This is a genomic window from Aminobacter sp. P4_H6_2 (assembly GCF_056400805.1).
The window spans coordinates 1-17,975 of record NZ_JBFUKO010000003.1 but is presented as its reverse complement, the minus strand read 5'-3'; the positions used below and the strand labels follow the sequence as shown (position 1 = coordinate 17,975).

Below are 17,975 nucleotides of genomic sequence, written 5' to 3'. Positions count from 1 at the left end.
ATGCCTGGATCGCCTGACATCGTCATCATCGGTTCAGGTGTCGGCGGGGCTACGGTCGCCGCTGGCCTTGCTGCGACCGGCGCCGAGATCCTGATCCTGGAGACCGGCGGCCACATCGAGGACCGCCCCGAAAACCGCGACCAGCGTGCCATCTTCCAGCGCGGCCATTTCCGCCCTGATGAGACCTGGTATGAGGCCGACGGTACCGGATTCAATCCCGGCAACTACTACAATGTCGGTGGCAATTCGAAATTCTACGGTGCCGTGCTGACACGCTATCGCCGCGAGGATTTCGCAGAGATGCAGCATCTCGAAGGTGTGTCGCCGGCATGGCCGTTCCCTTACGAGGAACTGGAGCCTTGGTACGGCCTGGCCGAGGCGCTTTACCAGGTGCGCGGCGCACTTGGCGAAGACCCGACCGAACCCGTGCATTCGAAGCCCTATGGGCTGAGGCCTGTCGCCGATGAACCAGCGATTGCAAAGGTGCGGGCGCGCCTGAAGGCGAAAGGCGTGCATCCTTTTTCGCTGCCGCTGGGTGTCGACATCGAGCGCTGGCTCGCCAAGGGCAAGACGCCGTGGGACGCGCATCCCAACAGTTTCGACGGCAAGATGGATGCCGAGACGGCGGCACTTGCGATCGCGCTGAAGCATGAGAACGTCAAGTTACAGACCGGTGCCAAGGTAACGCGGCTCGAGACCGGAGCGGACGGGCGCAACATTGCTCCCGTGCATTTCACGCAGAATGGCGAGAGCCGGGTGCTGAAGCCGAAGCTCGTCATCCTGTCGGCGGGCGCGGTACAGTCGGCAGTGCTTCTGCTGCGCTCGGCCAACGACGCGAATCCTAGGGGTCTCGCCAACAGCTCCGACCAGGTCGGCCGCAATTTCATGAACCACAACTCGACGGCGGTGATCGCCTTGAGCCCGTGGTTTCGCAATGACTCGATCTACCAGAAGACCTTTGGCTTCAACGATTTCTATCTATCGGACGGCGAGGGCGGTCCGCCGCTCGGCAATGTACAGCTGCTCGGGCGCATCTCGGGCACTATCCTGAAGGGCGCCATGCCCTCGGTGCCCGAGTGGTTGCTCAACCGGGTGACCGCGCATTCGATCGACTTCTACGCGATGAGCGAGGACCTGCCGTCGCCCGAAAGCCGCGTCATGGTCGACGGCGATCGCATCGTGCTGAAATGGGTGCGCAGCAACTGGGAGGCGCATGAGCGGCTGGTGGGGAAGCTCAAGGACGTGCTGCGCAGCGCGGGCTTTCCGATCGTGGTTTCCCGCGCCTTCGACAAACGCACGCCGTCACACCAATGCGGTACCGTGCGCATCGGCACCGATCCCAAAGATGCGCCGCTCGATGTCTTCTGCCGCGCCTTCGACCACCCGAACCTGTTTGTGGTCGACGCGAGCTTCTTGCCGACGTCCGCTGCGGTCAATCCGGCCCTGACGATCGCAGCACAGGCGCTGCGCGTCGCCGACCATATTGCCAGGAAGGAGCTTGCGGCATGAGCATCCAGGCGAAACCCGTGGCCATCGTGACCGGCGCGCGCCGGGGCATCGGACTTGCGGTTGCCAAGGCTTTGGCCGAAGCGGGCTTCGACCTCGCCATCACCGACCGCGAGGAGGACCAGGCAGCGGCCGACGCTGTGTCCGGCCTCGAAAAGCATGGTGCCAAGGTACTGTTCGTCGCCTCGGACCTCGCCGGGATCGAAGGCCATGCGGCTACGGTGGCCAAGATCGTCGAGCATTTCGGGCGGCTCGACTGCCTGGTCAACAATGCCGGCATCGCCTCCAAGGTGCGCGGCGACTTCCTCGAACTCACGCCCGAGAATTTCGATGCCATCATGGCGGTCAATCTGCGCGGCACGGTGTTTTTCACGCAAGCCGTGCTGCGGATGATGCTGGCCATGCCGCAGCCAGGCCAGCGGCGCTCGATCGTCAACATCACCTCGATCTCGGCGGAGATGACCTCGCCCGAGCGGCTCGACTACTGCATGTCGAAGGCTGGGCTCGCCGCCTTCACCCAGGGGCTGGCGCTCCGGCTGGCAAGCTCCGGCATCGATGTGTTCGAGATCCGTCCCGGCATCATCCGATCCGACATGACGGCGAAAGTTACGGAAAGATACGACCGGCTGATCGCCGAAGGGCTGGTGCCGGCCGGGCGCTGGGGCGAGCCCGACGATATCGGACGCATCGCGGCAGCCCTTGCCAGCGGCGCCTTCGGTTTCGCCACCGGTTCCATCATCAAGGCCGACGGTGCGTTGTCGGTCGCGCGACTTTGAGAGTTTCGAGATGACCTACGACTACATCATCACAGGCGCCGGGCCGGCCGGCTGCGTGCTCGCCAACCGGCTGAGCGAGGACGCGGATGTTCGCGTGCTCCTGCTTGAAGCCGGCGGCGGCGACTGGAATCCGCTGTTCCACATGCCGGCGGGTTTCGCCAAGATGACCAAGGGCGTGGCCAGCTGGGGCTGGGAGACCGTGCCGCAGAAGCACATGAAAAACCGCGTGCTGCGCTACACCCAGGCCAAGGTCATCGGCGGCGGGTCGAGCATCAACGCGCAACTCTACACGCGCGGCAACGCCACCGACTACGATCTATGGGAGCGCGAGGACGGCTGTACCGGCTGGAACTACCGCTCGGTTTTGCCCTATTTCAAGCGCTCGGAAGACAACCAGCGTTTTGCCGACGACTATCATTCCTATGGCGGTCCGCTCGGCGTTTCGATGCCGTCGGCGGCACTGCCGATCTGCGATGCCTATATTCGTGCCGGCCAGGAATTAGGCATCCCCTACAACCACGACTTCAACGGCCGCCAGCAGGCGGGTGTCGGCTTCTACCAGCTGACCCAGCGCAACAAGCGCCGCTCGTCGGCGTCCATGGCCTATCTCGATCCGATCAAAAACCGTCAGAACCTCACTGCTCGCACAGGCGCACGCGTGACGCGCATCGTGGTCGAAAAGGGCAGGGCGGTTGGAGTCGAAGTGGCCCACGGCAATAGCGTCGAGTTCATCCGCGCCGAGCGCGAGGTGCTGGTCACCTCAGGCGCGATAGGCTCGCCGAAACTTCTGCTGCAGTCGGGCATCGGCCCGGCCGATCATTTGAAGGGCGTAGGTGTAACAGTCGTTCACGACCTCAAGGGCGTCGGCGAGAACATGCAAGATCATCTCGACCTGTTCGTCATCTCCGAATGCACGGGCGATCACACCTACGACAATGTCGCCAAGCTGCACCGCACGCTGTGGGCCGGCCTGCAATATGTGCTGTTCCGCACCGGACCGGTGACGTCGAGCCTGTTTGAGACCGGCGGCTTCTGGTATGCCGACCCCGACGCGCGTTCGCCCGACATCCAGTTTCATCTCGGGCTTGGCTCGGGCATCGAGGCGGGCGTTGAGCGGCTCAAGAACGCCGGTGTGACGCTGAACTCGGCCTATCTGCATCCGCGCTCGCGCGGCACCGTGCGGCTTGCGTCGAGCGATCCCGCGGCAGCGCCCTTGATCGACCCGAACTACTGGAGCGATCCACATGACCGCAAGATGTCGATCGAAGGGCTGAAGGTCGCGCGCGAAATCATGCAGCAGGCCGCGCTCAAGCCGTTCGTGCTGGCCGAACGCCTGCCTGGGCCGGGCAAAGTCAGCGACGAAGACCTGTTCGACTATGGCTGTGCCAACGCCAAGACCGACCATCACCCCGTCGGCACCTGCCGAATGGGCACCGACGACATGGCGGTGGTTGATCTCGAATTGAAGGTGCATGGCATTGCAGGCTTGCGCGTCTGTGACAGCTCGATCATGCCGCGCGTGCCTTCGTGCAACACCAACGGTCCGACGATCATGGTTGGCGAGAAGGGCGCGGACATCATCCGCAATCGCGAGCCGCTGCCCCCAGCCATTTTCACCCATGAGCGCAACGACGCGCGGCCACGAGCGCGCGCCGAGGTGAGTTAGGCGTACTGCCGGCGCCAGCTGCGTTATCTGGACATGCGAGCAGCACGTGAAGGCGCTGCTTCGGCAACCTTGTTGCGTTCGACCAAACGCGCCATGTCCGCCAACAACACGTCCTGCTCGTAGAAGGCGATACGTCCGCGACCGAGTTCTTTTGCGCGATAGAGCGCCTGGTCCGCACGCTTCAACCAGGTCCTGACGTCCTGGCGTTCCTCGCCCAGCAGCGTGATGCCGACGCTCGCGCCGATGGTGATGTTATGGCCGTCGATGTCGTACGGCGCGCACAGCACCTCTACCAGCCTGCTGCCAAGAGCCGCGGCCGCCTCGGGCTGATCGGCATTCGTTTGCACGATCGAGAACTCGTCGCCGCCGACACGCGCGATGCAGTCCGTGCCGCTCGTGCAACTGCGCAATCTGGCAGCAACTTCGCACAGGAGCGCGTCGCCCACGGGGTGGCCGAGCGTGTCGTTCACCTGCTTGAATCGGTCGAGGTCGAGACAAAGCAAGGCACCTTGCGCGCCATTGCCGGCCTCTTTAGCAGCCTCCTCCAGGCGCAGCCGGAACAGAGTGCGGTTTCCAAGTCCCGTCAGCGCATCGTGGTGCGCCATATGGGCGATGCGGGCCTGATCTTTTTTCGGCGCGTCGATGTCTTCGAGGACACCGACCCATTCAACAACATTGCCATTGTCGTCGGCGACCGGAGAACCCTGCGAGCGGACCCATAGCCACTGATCGTCCCTGACCTTGAGGCGGAACTCGACATCCAGCGGTGTCGCATTGGCGATCGCCTCGCTCCAGGCTGCCGATGAATGCGGCCGGTCTTCGGGGTGGATGGCATCGGCCCAATCGTAGCCCACGAGCTCGCTTGCGGGCCTGCCGGTCAGTTGCTCCCAGCCGGTGGCCGAACCGACCCCATCGAAAGAACGTCGCCAAAGCACGATGGCGCCTGCTTCGGCAATGACCCGATAGCGCCGCTTCTCACTTCGCAACGCCTTTTCGGCTTTCTCGAAGCTCAGCCGCAGCATTTCGAATTCGCGAATGGACGAAGGCGGCACTGACGCGTCGTTCGACAGCTTGCCGTCCGCAATCGCGTTGCTGTGGGCGACCAGCGCCTGTACCGGCTGGAGGATGCGGCGGCCCAGCCACATGGCAAGGGTGAGCGCCAGCCCGATCGCCACGATTGCACCGATCAGAAGACTCATGATGGGATCGCGCCAGCGCGCGTTGAAAACGCTTGTCGGCTCGCCGACGACGACAACCCAGCCCGGAGTGCCCTGCAGTTTCTGGAACGAAAGCATGACCGGCAAGCCTTCTGCGGTTTCTGCTTCGATCAGTCCCGAGTCGGTTCCCAGCGCCTGGAGTTTAGGCCAGTCGGGCGCGATTTGACCGACGAAACGTTCCGGCTCGCGCGAGCGCGCCACGATGCGGCCGTTGCCATCGGTCACCGCGACGAGAATGCCAGTCAGCGAGCGTTTTCCTCGCAGCAAGGTCTGCACCAGCGCGGAAGGGGAAGTCGTCAGGACAAACGCGGCCTGGCCGCCTGTCACCGGCAGCGCCAGTGACAGCAGGGGCCTGTCGTCCCTGATGACGATGTTCGAGACCATCGGCGATTGGCTCTGCAGTGCGGCCAAGGCGGTGCCTGCGGCCACAGTAGAGCGGGAACGCAAAACATGCATGCTTTCCGCGTCGACCAGTGCGACCTCACCATCGAGGCCGATCTTGCCGAAGCCTTTCTCAGACAGCGGGATCGGCTCCGCATGAGGCTGCGCAAAGGACGATGCGAGCACTTCCATGGTGGCGAAGCGCCCCTGCAGCTCGCCCTCTATGGCGTTGGCGAGCGTGCCGGCGGTGTCGTTCAACCTGGTGGTCGCGGTGTGCATGTAAGCGTATCCCGCATGCCAGACCGCAAGGGCCGAGACTGCGATTACCGGCACGAGGCAGACGAGCGCCAGCGCCAGGAGATAGCTGTTCAAGCCCCGCTGCACGCCCTGTTTCGCTTCCGTGACCACCTTGCACATACTCCCATGGATGCAACCCAGCGTAGGCCGATACCAGGGGCCGCTAATGCACCCAAAAGCCTTCCAAATGGTCAACATTTGGAGCGCTTGAGGCCGGGATAGCTGAATTCATGCCACCTCGGAGAGGAAGTTGAAGCGGGAAGCAAGGACGTCGGGGAGGTGGTACTGCAGACGCCGCTCTAGCCGAAAGGGCCGATCTGGAAGACCATGCTGACGATGGCGGCGACGCCGATGAAAAACAGGATCACTGCCGTGACGAGCGTGAACGATGGCGGGAAACTGCTTTGGGCGTGGACGAGCCCGGCAGCTCTCATCGCCTCACGCTCCCGTCGCAGGCCCAGCATGAACTGAAGATGGTAGATGATGCCGACAACGAGCATGACGATGCCCAGCGCGACAAGGGCAATGCCGAAATTGCGCGCCGGTGCTGTGCCGGTCAGCGCTGCTTGTTCGCGCAATTTCTCAAACACCTGGTAGATGGTGAAGCCGAAGCTGATCAACGCAAGCGAGGTGCGGATCACCGACATCAGGGTACGGTCGGCGCTCATGCGCGTGCGCTGGAACGCCATACCGGTTCGACGGGCGGCGAGTTCGTCCGAAACCTTGTCAAACGCAAGCGTGGGTTCCGTCGGCGTGACGTTCCTCCCGATCAAGTGCAGGGCAACAAATTCAGAGCTGGCAGCGATAGTATCTCATCGATATCTCGGGGAAGCTCGGGTCCATTCGCTCGAACGTATCCTTGTCGACCACCCTGAATGACATGGACATGCTCTGGAACATCACGGAATCGGCGCAGCTCAGAAGCACCGAGAGGTGGTCTTTCATTTCGCTTATCTTGCCAGCGGTGCAAGACATGTTCGACCCGGTGATCTTGTTGCCGTTGATGAGGATGCCTGTGGTCAAGCTGGACGTTTTGTCCTTGAATGCGATCTTGCCGTCCACCTTGTGGAATGTATCGGCGCAGTCGGTGCCGCCCGTGGTCCAGGCGCCCTGCAGTGCGTCCATCGACGCAGCCTGCACACCGGTCGCAAAGATCATTCCCGCCGCAGCGAGTGCGAAAGCAACTCCATTTTTCGACATCACGGGACCCTCAGCCTCCTGTTAGTCAGGGAATGCTAGGGCGTGTCGCAAGGGAATGCTAGAGGCGCTCATCGATGGGCAACAGGAAAGGTGACGGTGGTCACGCGGCATGAGCATGCTGCTAGCGTGCAGGCGCGTTTCAAAGATTTTTGACAGTTGCATACTGGCCAAAAGGATACGCCTGGACAAGTATGCGGCGGATGGGGAGCTTGCGGAGCGACGGCGCAAGTCAAGCGAGGGGGGTACCATGAGTGACCTGCGTAAATCGTGGATCGCGTTCGGAGCGATGTTGGCCGTTGCTCTGGCCATGCCTGGGACGGACCGCGCGCTGGCTCAAACCAGCGACACCACTGCTGCAGCGCCGGCAGCGGCTGCGGACGAGAACCAGCCTGCACCGCTGACCGAAGATGAACTCGAGATACTTGTCGCGCGTATCGCGCTCTATCCCGACGATCTGGTTGCCGTTGTGCTCGCAAGTTCGATCTATCCGCTTCAGATCGTGCAGGCGTCGCGCTTCCTCGAAGACATCAAGAAGACCCCCGACCTCAAGCCGAGCGACAAATGGGACGGCAGCGTCATTTCGCTGCTCAATTATCCTGAGGTCGTGAAGATGATGAGCGACGACCTCGACTGGACCCAACAAGTCGGCGACGTCGTTGCCAACCAGCAGAAGGACGTGCTGGTTGCCATCCAGCAGTTGCGCGACAAGGCGGTGCAGAAGGGCGTTCTCAAATCCGGCGAGAAGGTGGTCGTTTCGAAGGAAAGCGACAAGGTAATCATCAAGTCGTCCGACCCGCAGACGATCTATGTGCCGACATATCCGCCCGAGATGCTCTACGAGCCGAACTATGTCTACCCGCCGGAGCCCATCGTCTACGCGCCATATCCTTCCTATTATTATCCCACTGCGACCTATTGGGCCGGCTTCGTCACCGGCGCAGCCTGGGCTGCGGCCGTCGACTGGAACCATTGGGGCGCATGGGGTGGCAATGTCGACATCGACGTCAACCGCATCAACAACCGCTTCGATGTCGATTTCAACAAGATCGACGTCAACAATATCGACGTGAACAAGATCCGGAACACGGACTTCCGAAACATCGACCGCTCGCAAATGGACCTCAAGAACCTCGACGTCGACCGCTCGAAGCTGACCCAGAACCTGCAGGGGCGGGACGGCAACGACCTGGCGCGCAAGGCGCAGACCAGGGAGCAGGGGTCGAATACCGCCGCCCGTGCCCATGACCTCAATGGCAAGGACATCAGAAAGAATGTCGCCGAAGGGCTGAAGAACAATCCTGGCGCGCAACTTCCCAAGCCTGGGCAAAAGCTCGACAGACCGGCGGTCAGGGATCAGGCCAATCGTCCGGCTGCGGCAGGCGACAGGCCTACAGCCAAACAAGTGACCGAAAGAAAGGTCGCGCCGAAAAAGCCCGCCGCCCGCATCGACGAACGCCCGCGCAATCCCTCGGCGCTCGGCAACCCGGAACGGGGCAGAGATGCGATGAACCATTCGAACTGGGGGGCTATGAGCCGTGGTGGCGGGAACCGTGGCGGGGAGTTGAGGGGCGGTGGCGGTCGGATGCACAGGTAAAAGCAGAAGCTTCGAAGACAGCCAAACCCGAAGAAATTCAGGGAGAACGACAATGAACCGCCTGTTGATCGCAGCTACCGCCGCCATCTTCATCCTGGCACCAGGAAACCACCACGCAGCGGTCGCGCAGGAAACTGCAACCGCCGACCACGACTTCGACAAGTTCATCGGAGCAAAGCCGCCGGCATTCGACGGCRTTGACGCCCTTGTCGGTGCGTTCAAGGCCGGTTTGTCGTCGTCAGACAAGGCGGCCTTCGCCAAGCTGCTTGGGCTCGACCCGGCGGCAGTTTCGGCGTCCAAGGAAGTCGACGGGAGCTTCCCTGAAATCCGGGACGCCGCAGCGCAGTCCGTCACTCTCGACGAGACCAGCCCCGATCGCCGCATACTCGTGCTTGGCGACAAGGCCTGGCCGTTCCCGTTCCCGGTGGTGAAAGCCGACGGCAGGTGGTCGTTCGACACGATTGCAGGTCTGGAAGAGGTCATCAACCGCCGCATCGGCGAGAATGAACTCGCCGCGATCGCTGCAATGCGGAGCTATGTCGACGCGCAGGAGGTCTACCACAAGACCGATTGGGACGAAGACGGTGTGCTCGAATATGCGCAGAATCTGGTCAGCACATCCGGCACCTATGATGGCCTCTACTGGCATTCCGGAGATGGAATCCCCGAGAGCCCGGCCGGCGAGTTCGTCGATGAAAAAGCCCTGCAGAAACCGGAAGACGGCTATTTCGGCTATCGCTACCGCATCCTGAAAAGCCAAGGAGCAAACATTGCCGGCGGAGCGTATGACTACGTCATCAACGGCAATATGATCGGCGGTTTTGCCCTGATAGCGACGCCCGCACATTACGACCGAAGCGGCATCATGACCTTCGTCGTGAACCAGTACGGCACTGTCTACGAAAAAGATCTCGGCAGTGCCTCGGAAAAAGCGGCCGCAGCCATCGCCACGTTCAACCCTGACGACAGCTGGACCGTGGTCGACGAGCCGGGGGACTGAATACAGGCACAGCTCCTGAATTGTATACAGCGCCCTCATGCAGGCTTGCGGATCTCTGCTCGGCGCCACGTCGATTGGACGACCTGTAAGGCTTTTGACGAACTGCGCGATGGACGGGCACCCGCCGCGGTCGAAAGCTCAGCTGGAGGTTGTATCCCCTAAACGGTATTTTAAGTCGTTTGCGCGCAAATAATCGCAACAAGAAATGCGGGGGGTTGCGGTGTTCAAGCGCTTTTGGCAGTCGACCAGCGGTAATTTCGCGATCATGTTTTCTATATTACTGCCGGTGTTGCTGGCAGCCGTTGGCCTTGCGCTTGATGTCGCCAATCTGTCGAAAGCCAAGTCAGACCTGCAAAACGCGCTCGACTCGGCGGTRCTTGCGGCGTCGCGCCTGAGCGACCAGACAGGATCCCGCACCGACGTGTTCAACGCGTTCTTCAAGACCAACATTGCCAACAAGTCGGCGCTGGTCAACGCGACGGCCAAGCTCGAGGTCGACCAACGCGTCAATCAGATCAGAACCACAGGGACGGCCAACGCCGATGTGGCATTGAATTTTGGTTTCATATTCGGGAAAAGCGCGCGCGTTTCGGCGGTTGCCAACGCTTTTGAATCGACCGCCCGGCTCGAGGTCGCGCTGGTTCTGGACAATACCGGTTCGATGGGGGCGACCAACATGAAGGYGCTGATCGAGGGGGCAAAAGATGTCGTCAACGCCTTACAGAAGGTCAAAACCGACAGGCCTGAGCGCGAGATCCTTGCAGCGCTCGTGCCGTTCGTCACGGCGGTGAATATCCAAAGTGCCAAAGGTTTCGATATGTCCTGGATCGACACGAGGTTGGCTGTTCCGAACGACGGAAACAGCTCCAATGGCACCAATTTCAATATCACCATCGACGCGGAGGGCAAAGAATGGCGAACCGGCCATTGGAAACTCTTCAAGGCGCTGGAAGAAAAATGGAAGACCGGGCCAAAAGGCGAATGGAAGGGCTGCGTAGAAGCACGCCTCGGTGACTACGCACTGAAGGATGACGCGCCAAATATCGCCATCCCCGGCACCTTGTTTGTGCCCTATTTCGCGCCTGACGAGCCGGGTGTTGCGACTAAGGCCGCCAATAGCGGAACCAACTACAACAATAGTTACCTTGATGATCTGGGTGCCGACAAGAACACGGGCGATCGTGCCCGACAGAAATCGATAGATAAATATTTCAATCAAGGTGTCCGCGACAAAGCGATCATCAAAGATACGCCGAACTTGACGAGCGGTCCAAACTACGCCTGTCCGACACCAGTCGTTCCACTGACTGAAGATCTCGTTTCACTCGTGGGCGAACCAGAAAAAAAACCTGCAGTCGCAGGTGAGCTCGACAAGATGACATTCTGGAACGGCTCGGGAACCAATGTGTCGGAAGGGCTGGCCTGGGGTTATCGAGTGCTGTCGCCCAGCCAACCCTTTAATCAGGGCCACCCCTTCAAGTCGCAGGACACTTCCAAGGTGGTGGTGGTCTTCACCGACGGCGAAAACAATGTCTTTGGCGCGTCGGGCGCAAAAATCAACAAATCCGACTATGGTTCCTACGGGTTCCTGGATCAGGAACGGATGGGGTCGCCAAACCACGCAACCGCTCTCACGAAGGTCAACGCCATGACGGAGAACGTATGCATACGGCTGAAGAATCAGGGGGTGATCATCTACACGGTGGTGTTGGACGCGAATATTTCCGTGGCCAACCGCAAGCTCTACAGTGACTGCGCGACCACTCCGGCCAATTTTTTCCCGACCAAAAACACCGCCGAACTGAGGGCTGCGTTCCAGGCCATCGCGAACTCGATCTCGCCGCTGTACATAACCAACTGATCGAGGCCGTGTCGCGGCCGGCCCTGCGCCCTGGGGAGGTGTCGGCTGCCGATCTCGCTGGCGAGCCAGGCGTGCACGCGCGATCCGTCCATGCGCGCGGCGTTGGGGCGCGCCGCATCGTCGGCTCGCGGTCGGCCACCGGCTGCTGAGACCCCTTTGATTTTTCGCCCGACAATAGACTGAGTTGATCGCGTCTGGATCAAGGCCGCCGTCTATAGGATCTCAGCTGTCTCGGCGGGCATCGCTGGCGTCATCCAGGCCGAAATGGTTTGGTGCCGTCGACCCCAATATCGAGTCAGGTTTGGAATTTCAGGTGATAGCCGCCGTCGTCATCGGCGGCGCTAATCTTGCCGCCGGTGAGGGGGCTGCATTTGGCGAGATCATCGGCGCCTATCGAGATCATCCGCAACCGTCTCGGCCTGCCTGGAAACAATGCTTCCTGGCAAGGCGCCTTCATTGGCGACGCCATCGTGCTTGCGGTGCTGTCATCAGAATCCGCAATTTTCGTCGCAGCGAACAGGGAAGGTGGGTTCGGATGGTGGGCGTGACAGGGATTGAACCTGTGACCCCTGCAATGTCAATGCAGTGCTCTCCCGCTGAGCTACACGCCCATCCGATGGAGGCGGATACACCATTTTTGATCCGGCGCGTCAATAGCGTGTTTGGCGGAAAAATGCGCCGGATCATCATTTCCCTTGGCGACGCAAGGGAAGCGCCTATGCGGCGTGCAGCATCTTTTCGACCTCGTTGACGAGATCGCGCAGATGGAAGGGCTTCGACAGCACTTTTGCGTCGCGCGGCGCCTTCGAATCAGGGTTGAGCGCCACCGCCGCAAAGCCGGTGATGAACATCACCTTGAGATCGGGATCGATCTCGGTGGCGCGGCGCGCCAGTTCGATGCCGTCCATTTCCGGCATGACGATGTCGGTCAAAAGCAGTGAGAAAGGTTCTTCGCGCAGCCGCTCGTAAGCGCTTGCGCCATTGTCGAAGTCGCTTACCTGGTAGCCGGCGCGCTCCAGCGCCTTGACCAGGAAGCGGCGCATATCGTCGTCGTCTTCTGCCAGAAGAATGCGTGCCATCAGTAATCCCGTCCGAATCAGCGGTCGAAGCCGCCCCCCAGCAGGGGCTTCGTTAACCATCTTGTATATGAGCGCCGGACGGTAAACATCAAGTGAATGCCGCGTCGGCGCAAAGACGCAAAGGCACGATCAGCGGCGGTTATCCACATTTCGAAGTGCTGGACACCGGCGGCGGCAGGTGGCACTTTCGAGCGATGAGCAAGTGCATTTCGCAGGTCCATCAACAAAGATGACGCCAGCCGAAGATTTCTCGGTGTTGCCGCCGTTCGAAGTCCGGACGAGTGCCGAGCAGCGTGTGCCGTTCGTGTTCAATTCGCCGCATAGCGGGCGCTGCTATCCCGACCGATTCCTGGCCATGACCCGGCTAGATGCCACCTCGATCAGGCGCTCGGAGGATTGTTACGTCGATGAGCTGTTCGGAGCGGCGGTTGCCCTTGGCGCGCCGATGCTGGCCGCGCATTTTCCGCGCGCCTATCTCGATGTGAACCGCGAGCCTTGGGAACTCGATCCCCGGATGTTCGCCGAGCCGGTGCCGTCATTTGCCAATATCCGTTCGGCACGTGTTGCCGGCGGGCTCGGCACGGTGCCGAAGCTGGTCGGCGAGGGGCTCGACATCTATGCCGGCCGGCTGCCGCTGGCCGAAGCAATCGGGCGCATCGAATGYGTCTACAAGCCCTACCATGAGGCGCTGAAGCGGCTGGTCACGCGCACGCACGCACGTTTCGGCTATGCGGTGCTTGTCGATTGCCATTCGATGCCGGCGTCGATCCGCATCGGCGACAATGGGGTGCGGCCCGATTTCATCGTCGGCGACCGGTTCGGCACCTCTGCTGCATCTGCTCTGTCGGAGTGTGCGATCGGCCTGCTTGCGGCGATGGGTTATACCGTGGCGCACAATAAACCCTATGCGGGCGGCTTCATCACCGAGCATTATGGCCGGCCGTCGCGCAAGCTTCACGCGCTGCAGATCGAGATCAATCGCGGGCTCTACATGGACGAGCGCACCTTCAAGAAATCGGCGGGCTTTTATGCGCTGGCGGACGATCTGGCCCGGTTTTCCGCCGATTTGATGGCGGTTCCGGATCATTACTTCCTCGACCTGCCGCTGGCGGCGGAATAGCCGGGGCCAGGGAACGGCTAAAAAAAGACCGCTCCGGAGAGCGGTCCAAGTCTAGGGAGGAAACGCCCAAGGAGGGCATGGACAGGAGAACCTGTCCGAAGCCGAGATTATTGTGCGCTGCACAAAAGTCAAGGCGCGCTTTGGGACTTTTTAAATCATGGTGATGTGGTTATTGCCCGCTGGGGTTATGGCGTGTCATCCACGCAACAATTGAGATTGGGGTGAATAATGGTCGACGCCGAGTTCATGCGACGGATCGCAAGCGCAGCTGCTGCCGAGACATTGCCGCGTTTTCGCCGGCAGGGTGCCGTGGCAAACAAGCTTGCTGGCGGCTTCGACCCGGTCACCGAGGCCGACCAGGAGGCTGAGCGCGCCATTCGCGCGCTGATCAACGCCGAGTTTCCCGATCATGGCATCCTGGGCGAGGAGCATGGCAGTGAAAACATCTCCAACAGCCATGTCTGGGTCATCGATCCGATCGATGGCACCCGCGCCTTCATTTCCGGCCTGCCGGTCTGGGGCACGCTGGTCGGGCTGACGATCGATGGCGACGCGGTTGCCGGGGTGATGTCGCAGCCCTTTACCGACGAGCTGTTTTTCGCCGACGGCAACGGCTCGCACTACGAGGGCCCGGGCGGGCCGCGCAAGCTTGCGGTGCGCAAGACGACAGCACTTTCCGAAGCGACGATGTTCACCACCACGCCGGCGCTGTTCAAGGGCGAGATGCGCAAGCGCTATGACCAGCTGGAAAGCCAGGTGCAGCTCGCGCGCTACGGCACCGACTGCTACGCCTTCGCCATGGTCGCGGCGGGGCAGGTCGACATCGTCGTTGATCCCGGCCTCAAGCCCTATGACATCGTGGCATTGATCCCGATCATCGAGCAGGCCGGCGGCATCGTCACCACTTTCGACGGCGGTCCGGCAGAAAATGGCGGCGACATCATTGCCGCGGCCACGCCTGAGCTGCATGCCGCGGCGATGGCAGTTCTCCGGGGCTAGGGGCTCGTCAGTCCACCGTCGCGGGCGTTCCGGGCACGAAGGCCGAGACGGCCGCGAGCAACTGCTCGCGGTAGATGTCGACTTCCTGCAGGATCTCGTGGCGGGAACCGTCGATGGTCAACAGCGACGCCACCCGGCAGCGGTTGGCATATTGCTCGACGTCGCGCGTCGACACCACCTCGTCGGCACCTGCGGTGATGATCAGCATCGGCACTTTGAGCGAGGCGATGAATGCCGGGTCGCGCACGGTTTCCGAGGCCTTGGCCGCAGCGCGCAGCCAGGCGATTGTAGGGCCTCCGACCGACAGCTCGGGATAGGTCTCGTAAAGCAGGATGTTGCGGCGATAGCGGCGTTCGTCGCTGGTCAGCTTGTTGACGGCGAAAGGCGTTCCCTCGCGTGGGCGCGGYCCCCAGGCGACATAAAGCCGGCCGAGCCCGAGCCAGCACATCGCCGTGGTGAGGCGCTTGATCGTCTTCATCGACAGCGGCGCGCCAATGACCGACAGGAACGGCGCCACCAGCACCATGCGCTGGACACGGTTGCTCATCAAAGGGGCCGCCAGCATGGCGATCAGTGCGCCGCTCGAATGGGCAAGGATGAAGAACGGGCCACGGCAGTCGGGCAGCACGATCTGCTCGAAAAAGGCCTCGAGATCTTTGACATAATGATCGAAGCTTTTGACGTAGCCGCGATGACCGTCGCGCAACAGCCGTTCGGAGGCACCCTGGCCGCGCCAGTCGAAGGTGGCGACCGCATGGCCATGAGCGGAAAGGTTGCGAATGGTCTCGAAATACTTCTCGATGCACTCGTTGCGGCCCGGCAGCAGGATCACAGTGCCCATGAAGGGCTGGCTGGTCGCCGGAAACAACGCATAGCGCAGCCGCTTGCCGTCATGTGCGGTGAAGTTGCCGCCCGTGGCCCTCTCCGGAACCGGATTGCCGGGGATTTCGTGGAACAGGTCCGTCATCAGGCGCTTCGGCTTGGAACTCGCTGCCGTGGGATCAGGCTATCTCAAAGGGTGATAGAAAGGGCAGCGGCGAAAATCAAAGGAATTCCGTCACGAAGCCGAAACGAATGAGGCCGGAGGCAGCTTGCGGGATGCCTCCGGCCTCTGTCGTTCCGGGAGGAAGGGACGTTACAACCCGGTTCGGCCTCGTCGGCAGCGTTCTGTGGCGCTGCCTGTTCGTGAACTTGAATGCACTTTAGGCGAGGCGACCTGAACGGACACCGAAGGGTCGGTTCATCTTCGGTTCATCAGAGGAAGGGGCGAAAAAAACCTCTTCGTTGCATCTCTTGAAATGGCTTTGGGCGACACCCAAATATCTCCTGCGGCGCCCAATATCGGGGCCGCTGATCACCGCCGGGACGCCAAGAAGGGTTTCGGCACAGGTCACGCGCAAACCTTGTTGCTCACTGGAGAACACCCATGCGTCACGTTGATTTTTCCTCGCTCCACCGCTCGACCGTCGGCTTTGACCGGCTGTTCAATATGCTCGACGGCCTTGGYCAGCCTGAAAGCGGGCAGACGACCTATCCCCCCTACAACATCGAGCGTACCGGCGAAGATGCCTATCGCATCAGCATGGCGGTTGCCGGCTTCTCGGAAACCGAGATTTCGATCGAAGCCCATCGCAATGTGCTGACCGTGAAGGGCGATCGCAGCAATGAAGCCACCGGCGAMGGTTCGGAGCTGCTGTATCGCGGCATCGCCTCGCGCGCTTTCGAGCGACGCTTCCAGCTTGCCGACCACGTCGAAGTCGTGGGTGCTACCCTCAAGAACGGTCTGCTTCACATCGATTTGAAACGCAACATCCCGGAAGAGCACAAGCCTCGCAAGATCGAGATCGCGGCTGCACCGGCGAAAGCCAAGCAGATCGAAGCCAACACAGTGAACTAACCAAAACACTCCTCCCAAGGAGAAAAGGCGGCGCTTTCGGGCGCCGCCTTTTTCATGTTTTGGTCAGTCAGTAAGCCTTCAGCGCAGCAGATCGCCGAAGCGGCTGATCTCGTCTTCTGTCGTGGCGAAGCTGGTGACAAAGCGGTAGAGCGTTTCGTCCTCGCCGATCTGGCCGTCAAAGCCTGCCGGCGCATGCCAGTCATAGAAGGCGGCACCAGCGTCTTGCGCCCTTTTCGCCACTTCCGTCTTGATGACCGCAAAGACCTCGTTGGCCTGAGGCTGCCAGGCGAGGCGTGCGACCGATGAGCTTGAGATCGCTGCGGCGAGCTTGGCTGTCATGGCGTTGGCATGGCGCGCTGTATCCAGCCACAGGCCGCCGTCGAAATAGGCATCGAATTGGGCGGAGATGAAGCGCGACTTGGAAAACAGCTGTGCGGCGCGCTTGCGCAGGAAGGCCATTTCCTTGGCGCGGTCGAGGTCGAACATGACAACGGCTTCAGCGCACCAGCAACCGTTCTTGGTGCCGCCGAAGGAGACGATGTCGACGCCGCGCTTCCAGGTCATTTCGGCGGGCGTGGTCTCAAGCGACACCAGCGCATTGGCAAAACGCGCGCCGTCCATGTGCAAGGGCAGCGAATACTGGCTGGCAATAGCCGAGACGGCCTTGATCTCGTCCAGGCTGTAGACGGTGCCGACTTCGGTCGACTGGGTCATGGAAATTGCCGAAGGACGGCCCGAGTGAACGAACTCCGGCGCGAAACGAGCAACCGCCCGTTCCAGATTCTTGATATCCATGCGCCCGAATGCACCGTCGACCGGGTGCAGTCTCGAGCCGCCGGTGAAGTATTCCGGCGCGCCGCACTCGTCCTCGATGATGTGAGCCTCGCGATGGCCAAACGAAATTCCGCCTGGCTTGTTGTAGGCGGCCAGCGACAGCGAATTCGCCGCCGTTCCGGTCGCCACGAAGAACACAGCCACTTCGCGTTCGAAAATCTCGGAGAAGCGCTTATAGACCGCCTGGTCGAGATCGCCGTCGCCATAGGCGCGGCTGAAGCCGGCTGCGCTGGCGTTAAGCCGTTCGGCGACTTTGGGATGAGCGCCGGCCCAATTGTCTGATGCAAAGAACATTTTGTGCGTCCGTAATGTGGCTGTCGGGGACTGCGTGGCAGGATGGGCCTGAGCTAGAGCGGATTTGGCGATTGTCGGCAAGTCCGCGAGCCGGAATTCGATTGAGGCAGAGCCGGACACGCATTTGACCGGTTGTTCAAAAATTACGCCGAATGCGAGTTCGGCGTAATTTTGTGTCTTCGAAACGGCGGAAAATTCGTGAATCGGTCTTGTGCGTATTCAAGAATTCTGTCATATCGAATTTAGGACAGTAG

Annotated in this window: 15 protein-coding genes, 1 tRNA gene and 1 pseudogene; 10 read left to right on the top strand and 7 right to left on the bottom strand. The window is 61.2% G+C overall.

What is annotated here, in order from left to right:
* From AC1DUU_RS00560 to AC1DUU_RS00550, 3 genes are read left to right on the top strand one after another with little or no spacing between them, the layout of a single operon-like run.
* Positions 1 to 1,509 (top strand): GMC oxidoreductase, encoded by a 1,509-nt coding sequence (locus tag AC1DUU_RS00560; protein ID WP_476781454.1) that lies wholly within the window; start codon positions 1 to 3, stop codon positions 1,507 to 1,509.
* Positions 1,506 to 2,282 carry a 3-ketoacyl-ACP reductase gene (locus AC1DUU_RS00555; protein WP_476781453.1) on the top strand — a complete coding sequence of 259 codons (777 nt, stop codon included), beginning with the start codon at positions 1,506 to 1,508 and terminating at the stop codon, positions 2,280 to 2,282. The genes AC1DUU_RS00560 and AC1DUU_RS00555 overlap by 4 nt, the downstream gene beginning before the upstream one ends.
* Positions 2,283 to 2,292: 10 nt before the next feature.
* The gene (locus tag AC1DUU_RS00550; protein ID WP_476781452.1) at positions 2,293 to 3,948 is read left to right on the top strand and encodes a GMC family oxidoreductase; all 1,656 of its coding nucleotides are present in this window, start codon (positions 2,293 to 2,295) and stop codon (positions 3,946 to 3,948) included.
* Positions 3,949 to 3,971: 23 nt separating this feature from the next.
* Here the strand turns inward: AC1DUU_RS00550 and AC1DUU_RS00545 are convergent, their stop codons facing one another.
* The 3 genes from AC1DUU_RS00545 to AC1DUU_RS00535 form a co-directional block, all read right to left on the bottom strand.
* On the bottom strand, positions 3,972 to 5,918 hold the full coding sequence (locus AC1DUU_RS00545; protein ID WP_476781451.1) for a diguanylate cyclase domain-containing protein: 1,947 nt from the start codon (positions 5,916 to 5,918) through the stop codon (positions 3,972 to 3,974).
* 224 nt (positions 5,919 to 6,142) lie between these two features.
* Complete coding sequence (locus AC1DUU_RS00540; RefSeq protein ID WP_476781450.1) at positions 6,143 to 6,511, bottom strand: YidH family protein; 369 nt, start codon at positions 6,509 to 6,511, stop codon at positions 6,143 to 6,145.
* Between the two features lie 121 nt (positions 6,512 to 6,632).
* Complete coding sequence (locus AC1DUU_RS00535) at positions 6,633 to 7,046, bottom strand: hypothetical protein (RefSeq protein WP_476781449.1); 414 nt, start codon at positions 7,044 to 7,046, stop codon at positions 6,633 to 6,635.
* Between the two features lie 244 nt (positions 7,047 to 7,290).
* On the opposite strand from AC1DUU_RS00535, the gene AC1DUU_RS00530 reads away from it, so the two are divergent.
* The 4 genes and pseudogenes from AC1DUU_RS00530 to AC1DUU_RS00515 all read left to right on the top strand — a co-directional run.
* On the top strand, positions 7,291 to 8,637 hold the full coding sequence (locus AC1DUU_RS00530) for a DUF3300 domain-containing protein (RefSeq protein WP_476781448.1): 1,347 nt from the start codon (positions 7,291 to 7,293) through the stop codon (positions 8,635 to 8,637).
* A gap of 52 nt (positions 8,638 to 8,689) precedes the next feature.
* On the top strand, positions 8,690 to 9,637 hold the full coding sequence (locus AC1DUU_RS00525; protein WP_476781447.1) for a DUF2950 family protein: 948 nt from the start codon (positions 8,690 to 8,692) through the stop codon (positions 9,635 to 9,637).
* 220 nt (positions 9,638 to 9,857) lie between these two features.
* Positions 9,858 to 11,498, top strand: coding sequence for a pilus assembly protein TadG-related protein (locus AC1DUU_RS00520; RefSeq protein ID WP_476781446.1), 1,641 nt, complete (start codon positions 9,858 to 9,860; stop codon positions 11,496 to 11,498).
* Positions 11,499 to 11,696: 198 nt separating this feature from the next.
* Positions 11,697 to 12,015: pseudogene (locus tag AC1DUU_RS00515) on the top strand (ABC transporter permease subunit); the annotation flags it as partial.
* A 19-nt stretch (positions 12,016 to 12,034) separates the two neighbouring features.
* Here AC1DUU_RS00515 and AC1DUU_RS00510 read toward each other — a convergent pair.
* Together AC1DUU_RS00510 and cpdR are read right to left on the bottom strand one after the other, a co-directional pair.
* A tRNA-Val gene (locus tag AC1DUU_RS00510) sits at positions 12,035 to 12,109 on the bottom strand.
* A gap of 105 nt (positions 12,110 to 12,214) precedes the next feature.
* Positions 12,215 to 12,577 carry a cell cycle two-component system response regulator CpdR gene (gene cpdR / locus AC1DUU_RS00505; RefSeq protein WP_018429348.1) on the bottom strand — a complete coding sequence of 121 codons (363 nt, stop codon included), beginning with the start codon at positions 12,575 to 12,577 and terminating at the stop codon, positions 12,215 to 12,217.
* Between the two features lie 229 nt (positions 12,578 to 12,806).
* Between cpdR and AC1DUU_RS00500 the strand changes: the two genes are divergently transcribed.
* Positions 12,807 to 13,697 (top strand): N-formylglutamate amidohydrolase, encoded by an 891-nt coding sequence (locus tag AC1DUU_RS00500; RefSeq protein WP_476781445.1) that lies wholly within the window; start codon positions 12,807 to 12,809, stop codon positions 13,695 to 13,697.
* A gap of 228 nt (positions 13,698 to 13,925) precedes the next feature.
* Positions 13,926 to 14,696, top strand: a complete 771-nt coding sequence (hisN, locus tag AC1DUU_RS00495) for a histidinol-phosphatase (RefSeq protein ID WP_476781444.1) — start codon at positions 13,926 to 13,928, stop codon at positions 14,694 to 14,696.
* Between the two features lie 7 nt (positions 14,697 to 14,703).
* Here hisN and AC1DUU_RS00490 read toward each other — a convergent pair whose 3' ends face one another.
* Positions 14,704 to 15,663, bottom strand: a complete 960-nt coding sequence (locus AC1DUU_RS00490) for a lysophospholipase (protein WP_476781443.1) — start codon at positions 15,661 to 15,663, stop codon at positions 14,704 to 14,706.
* A gap of 459 nt (positions 15,664 to 16,122) precedes the next feature.
* On the opposite strand from AC1DUU_RS00490, the gene AC1DUU_RS00485 reads away from it, so the two are divergent.
* Positions 16,123 to 16,593, top strand: coding sequence for an Hsp20 family protein (locus AC1DUU_RS00485; protein ID WP_476781442.1), 471 nt, complete (start codon positions 16,123 to 16,125; stop codon positions 16,591 to 16,593).
* A gap of 78 nt (positions 16,594 to 16,671) precedes the next feature.
* On the opposite strand, the gene AC1DUU_RS00480 is transcribed toward AC1DUU_RS00485, so the two are convergent.
* Positions 16,672 to 17,721, bottom strand: coding sequence for a threonine aldolase family protein (locus AC1DUU_RS00480; RefSeq protein WP_476781441.1), 1,050 nt, complete (start codon positions 17,719 to 17,721; stop codon positions 16,672 to 16,674).
* Between the last annotated feature and the right edge of the window lie 254 nt (positions 17,722 to 17,975).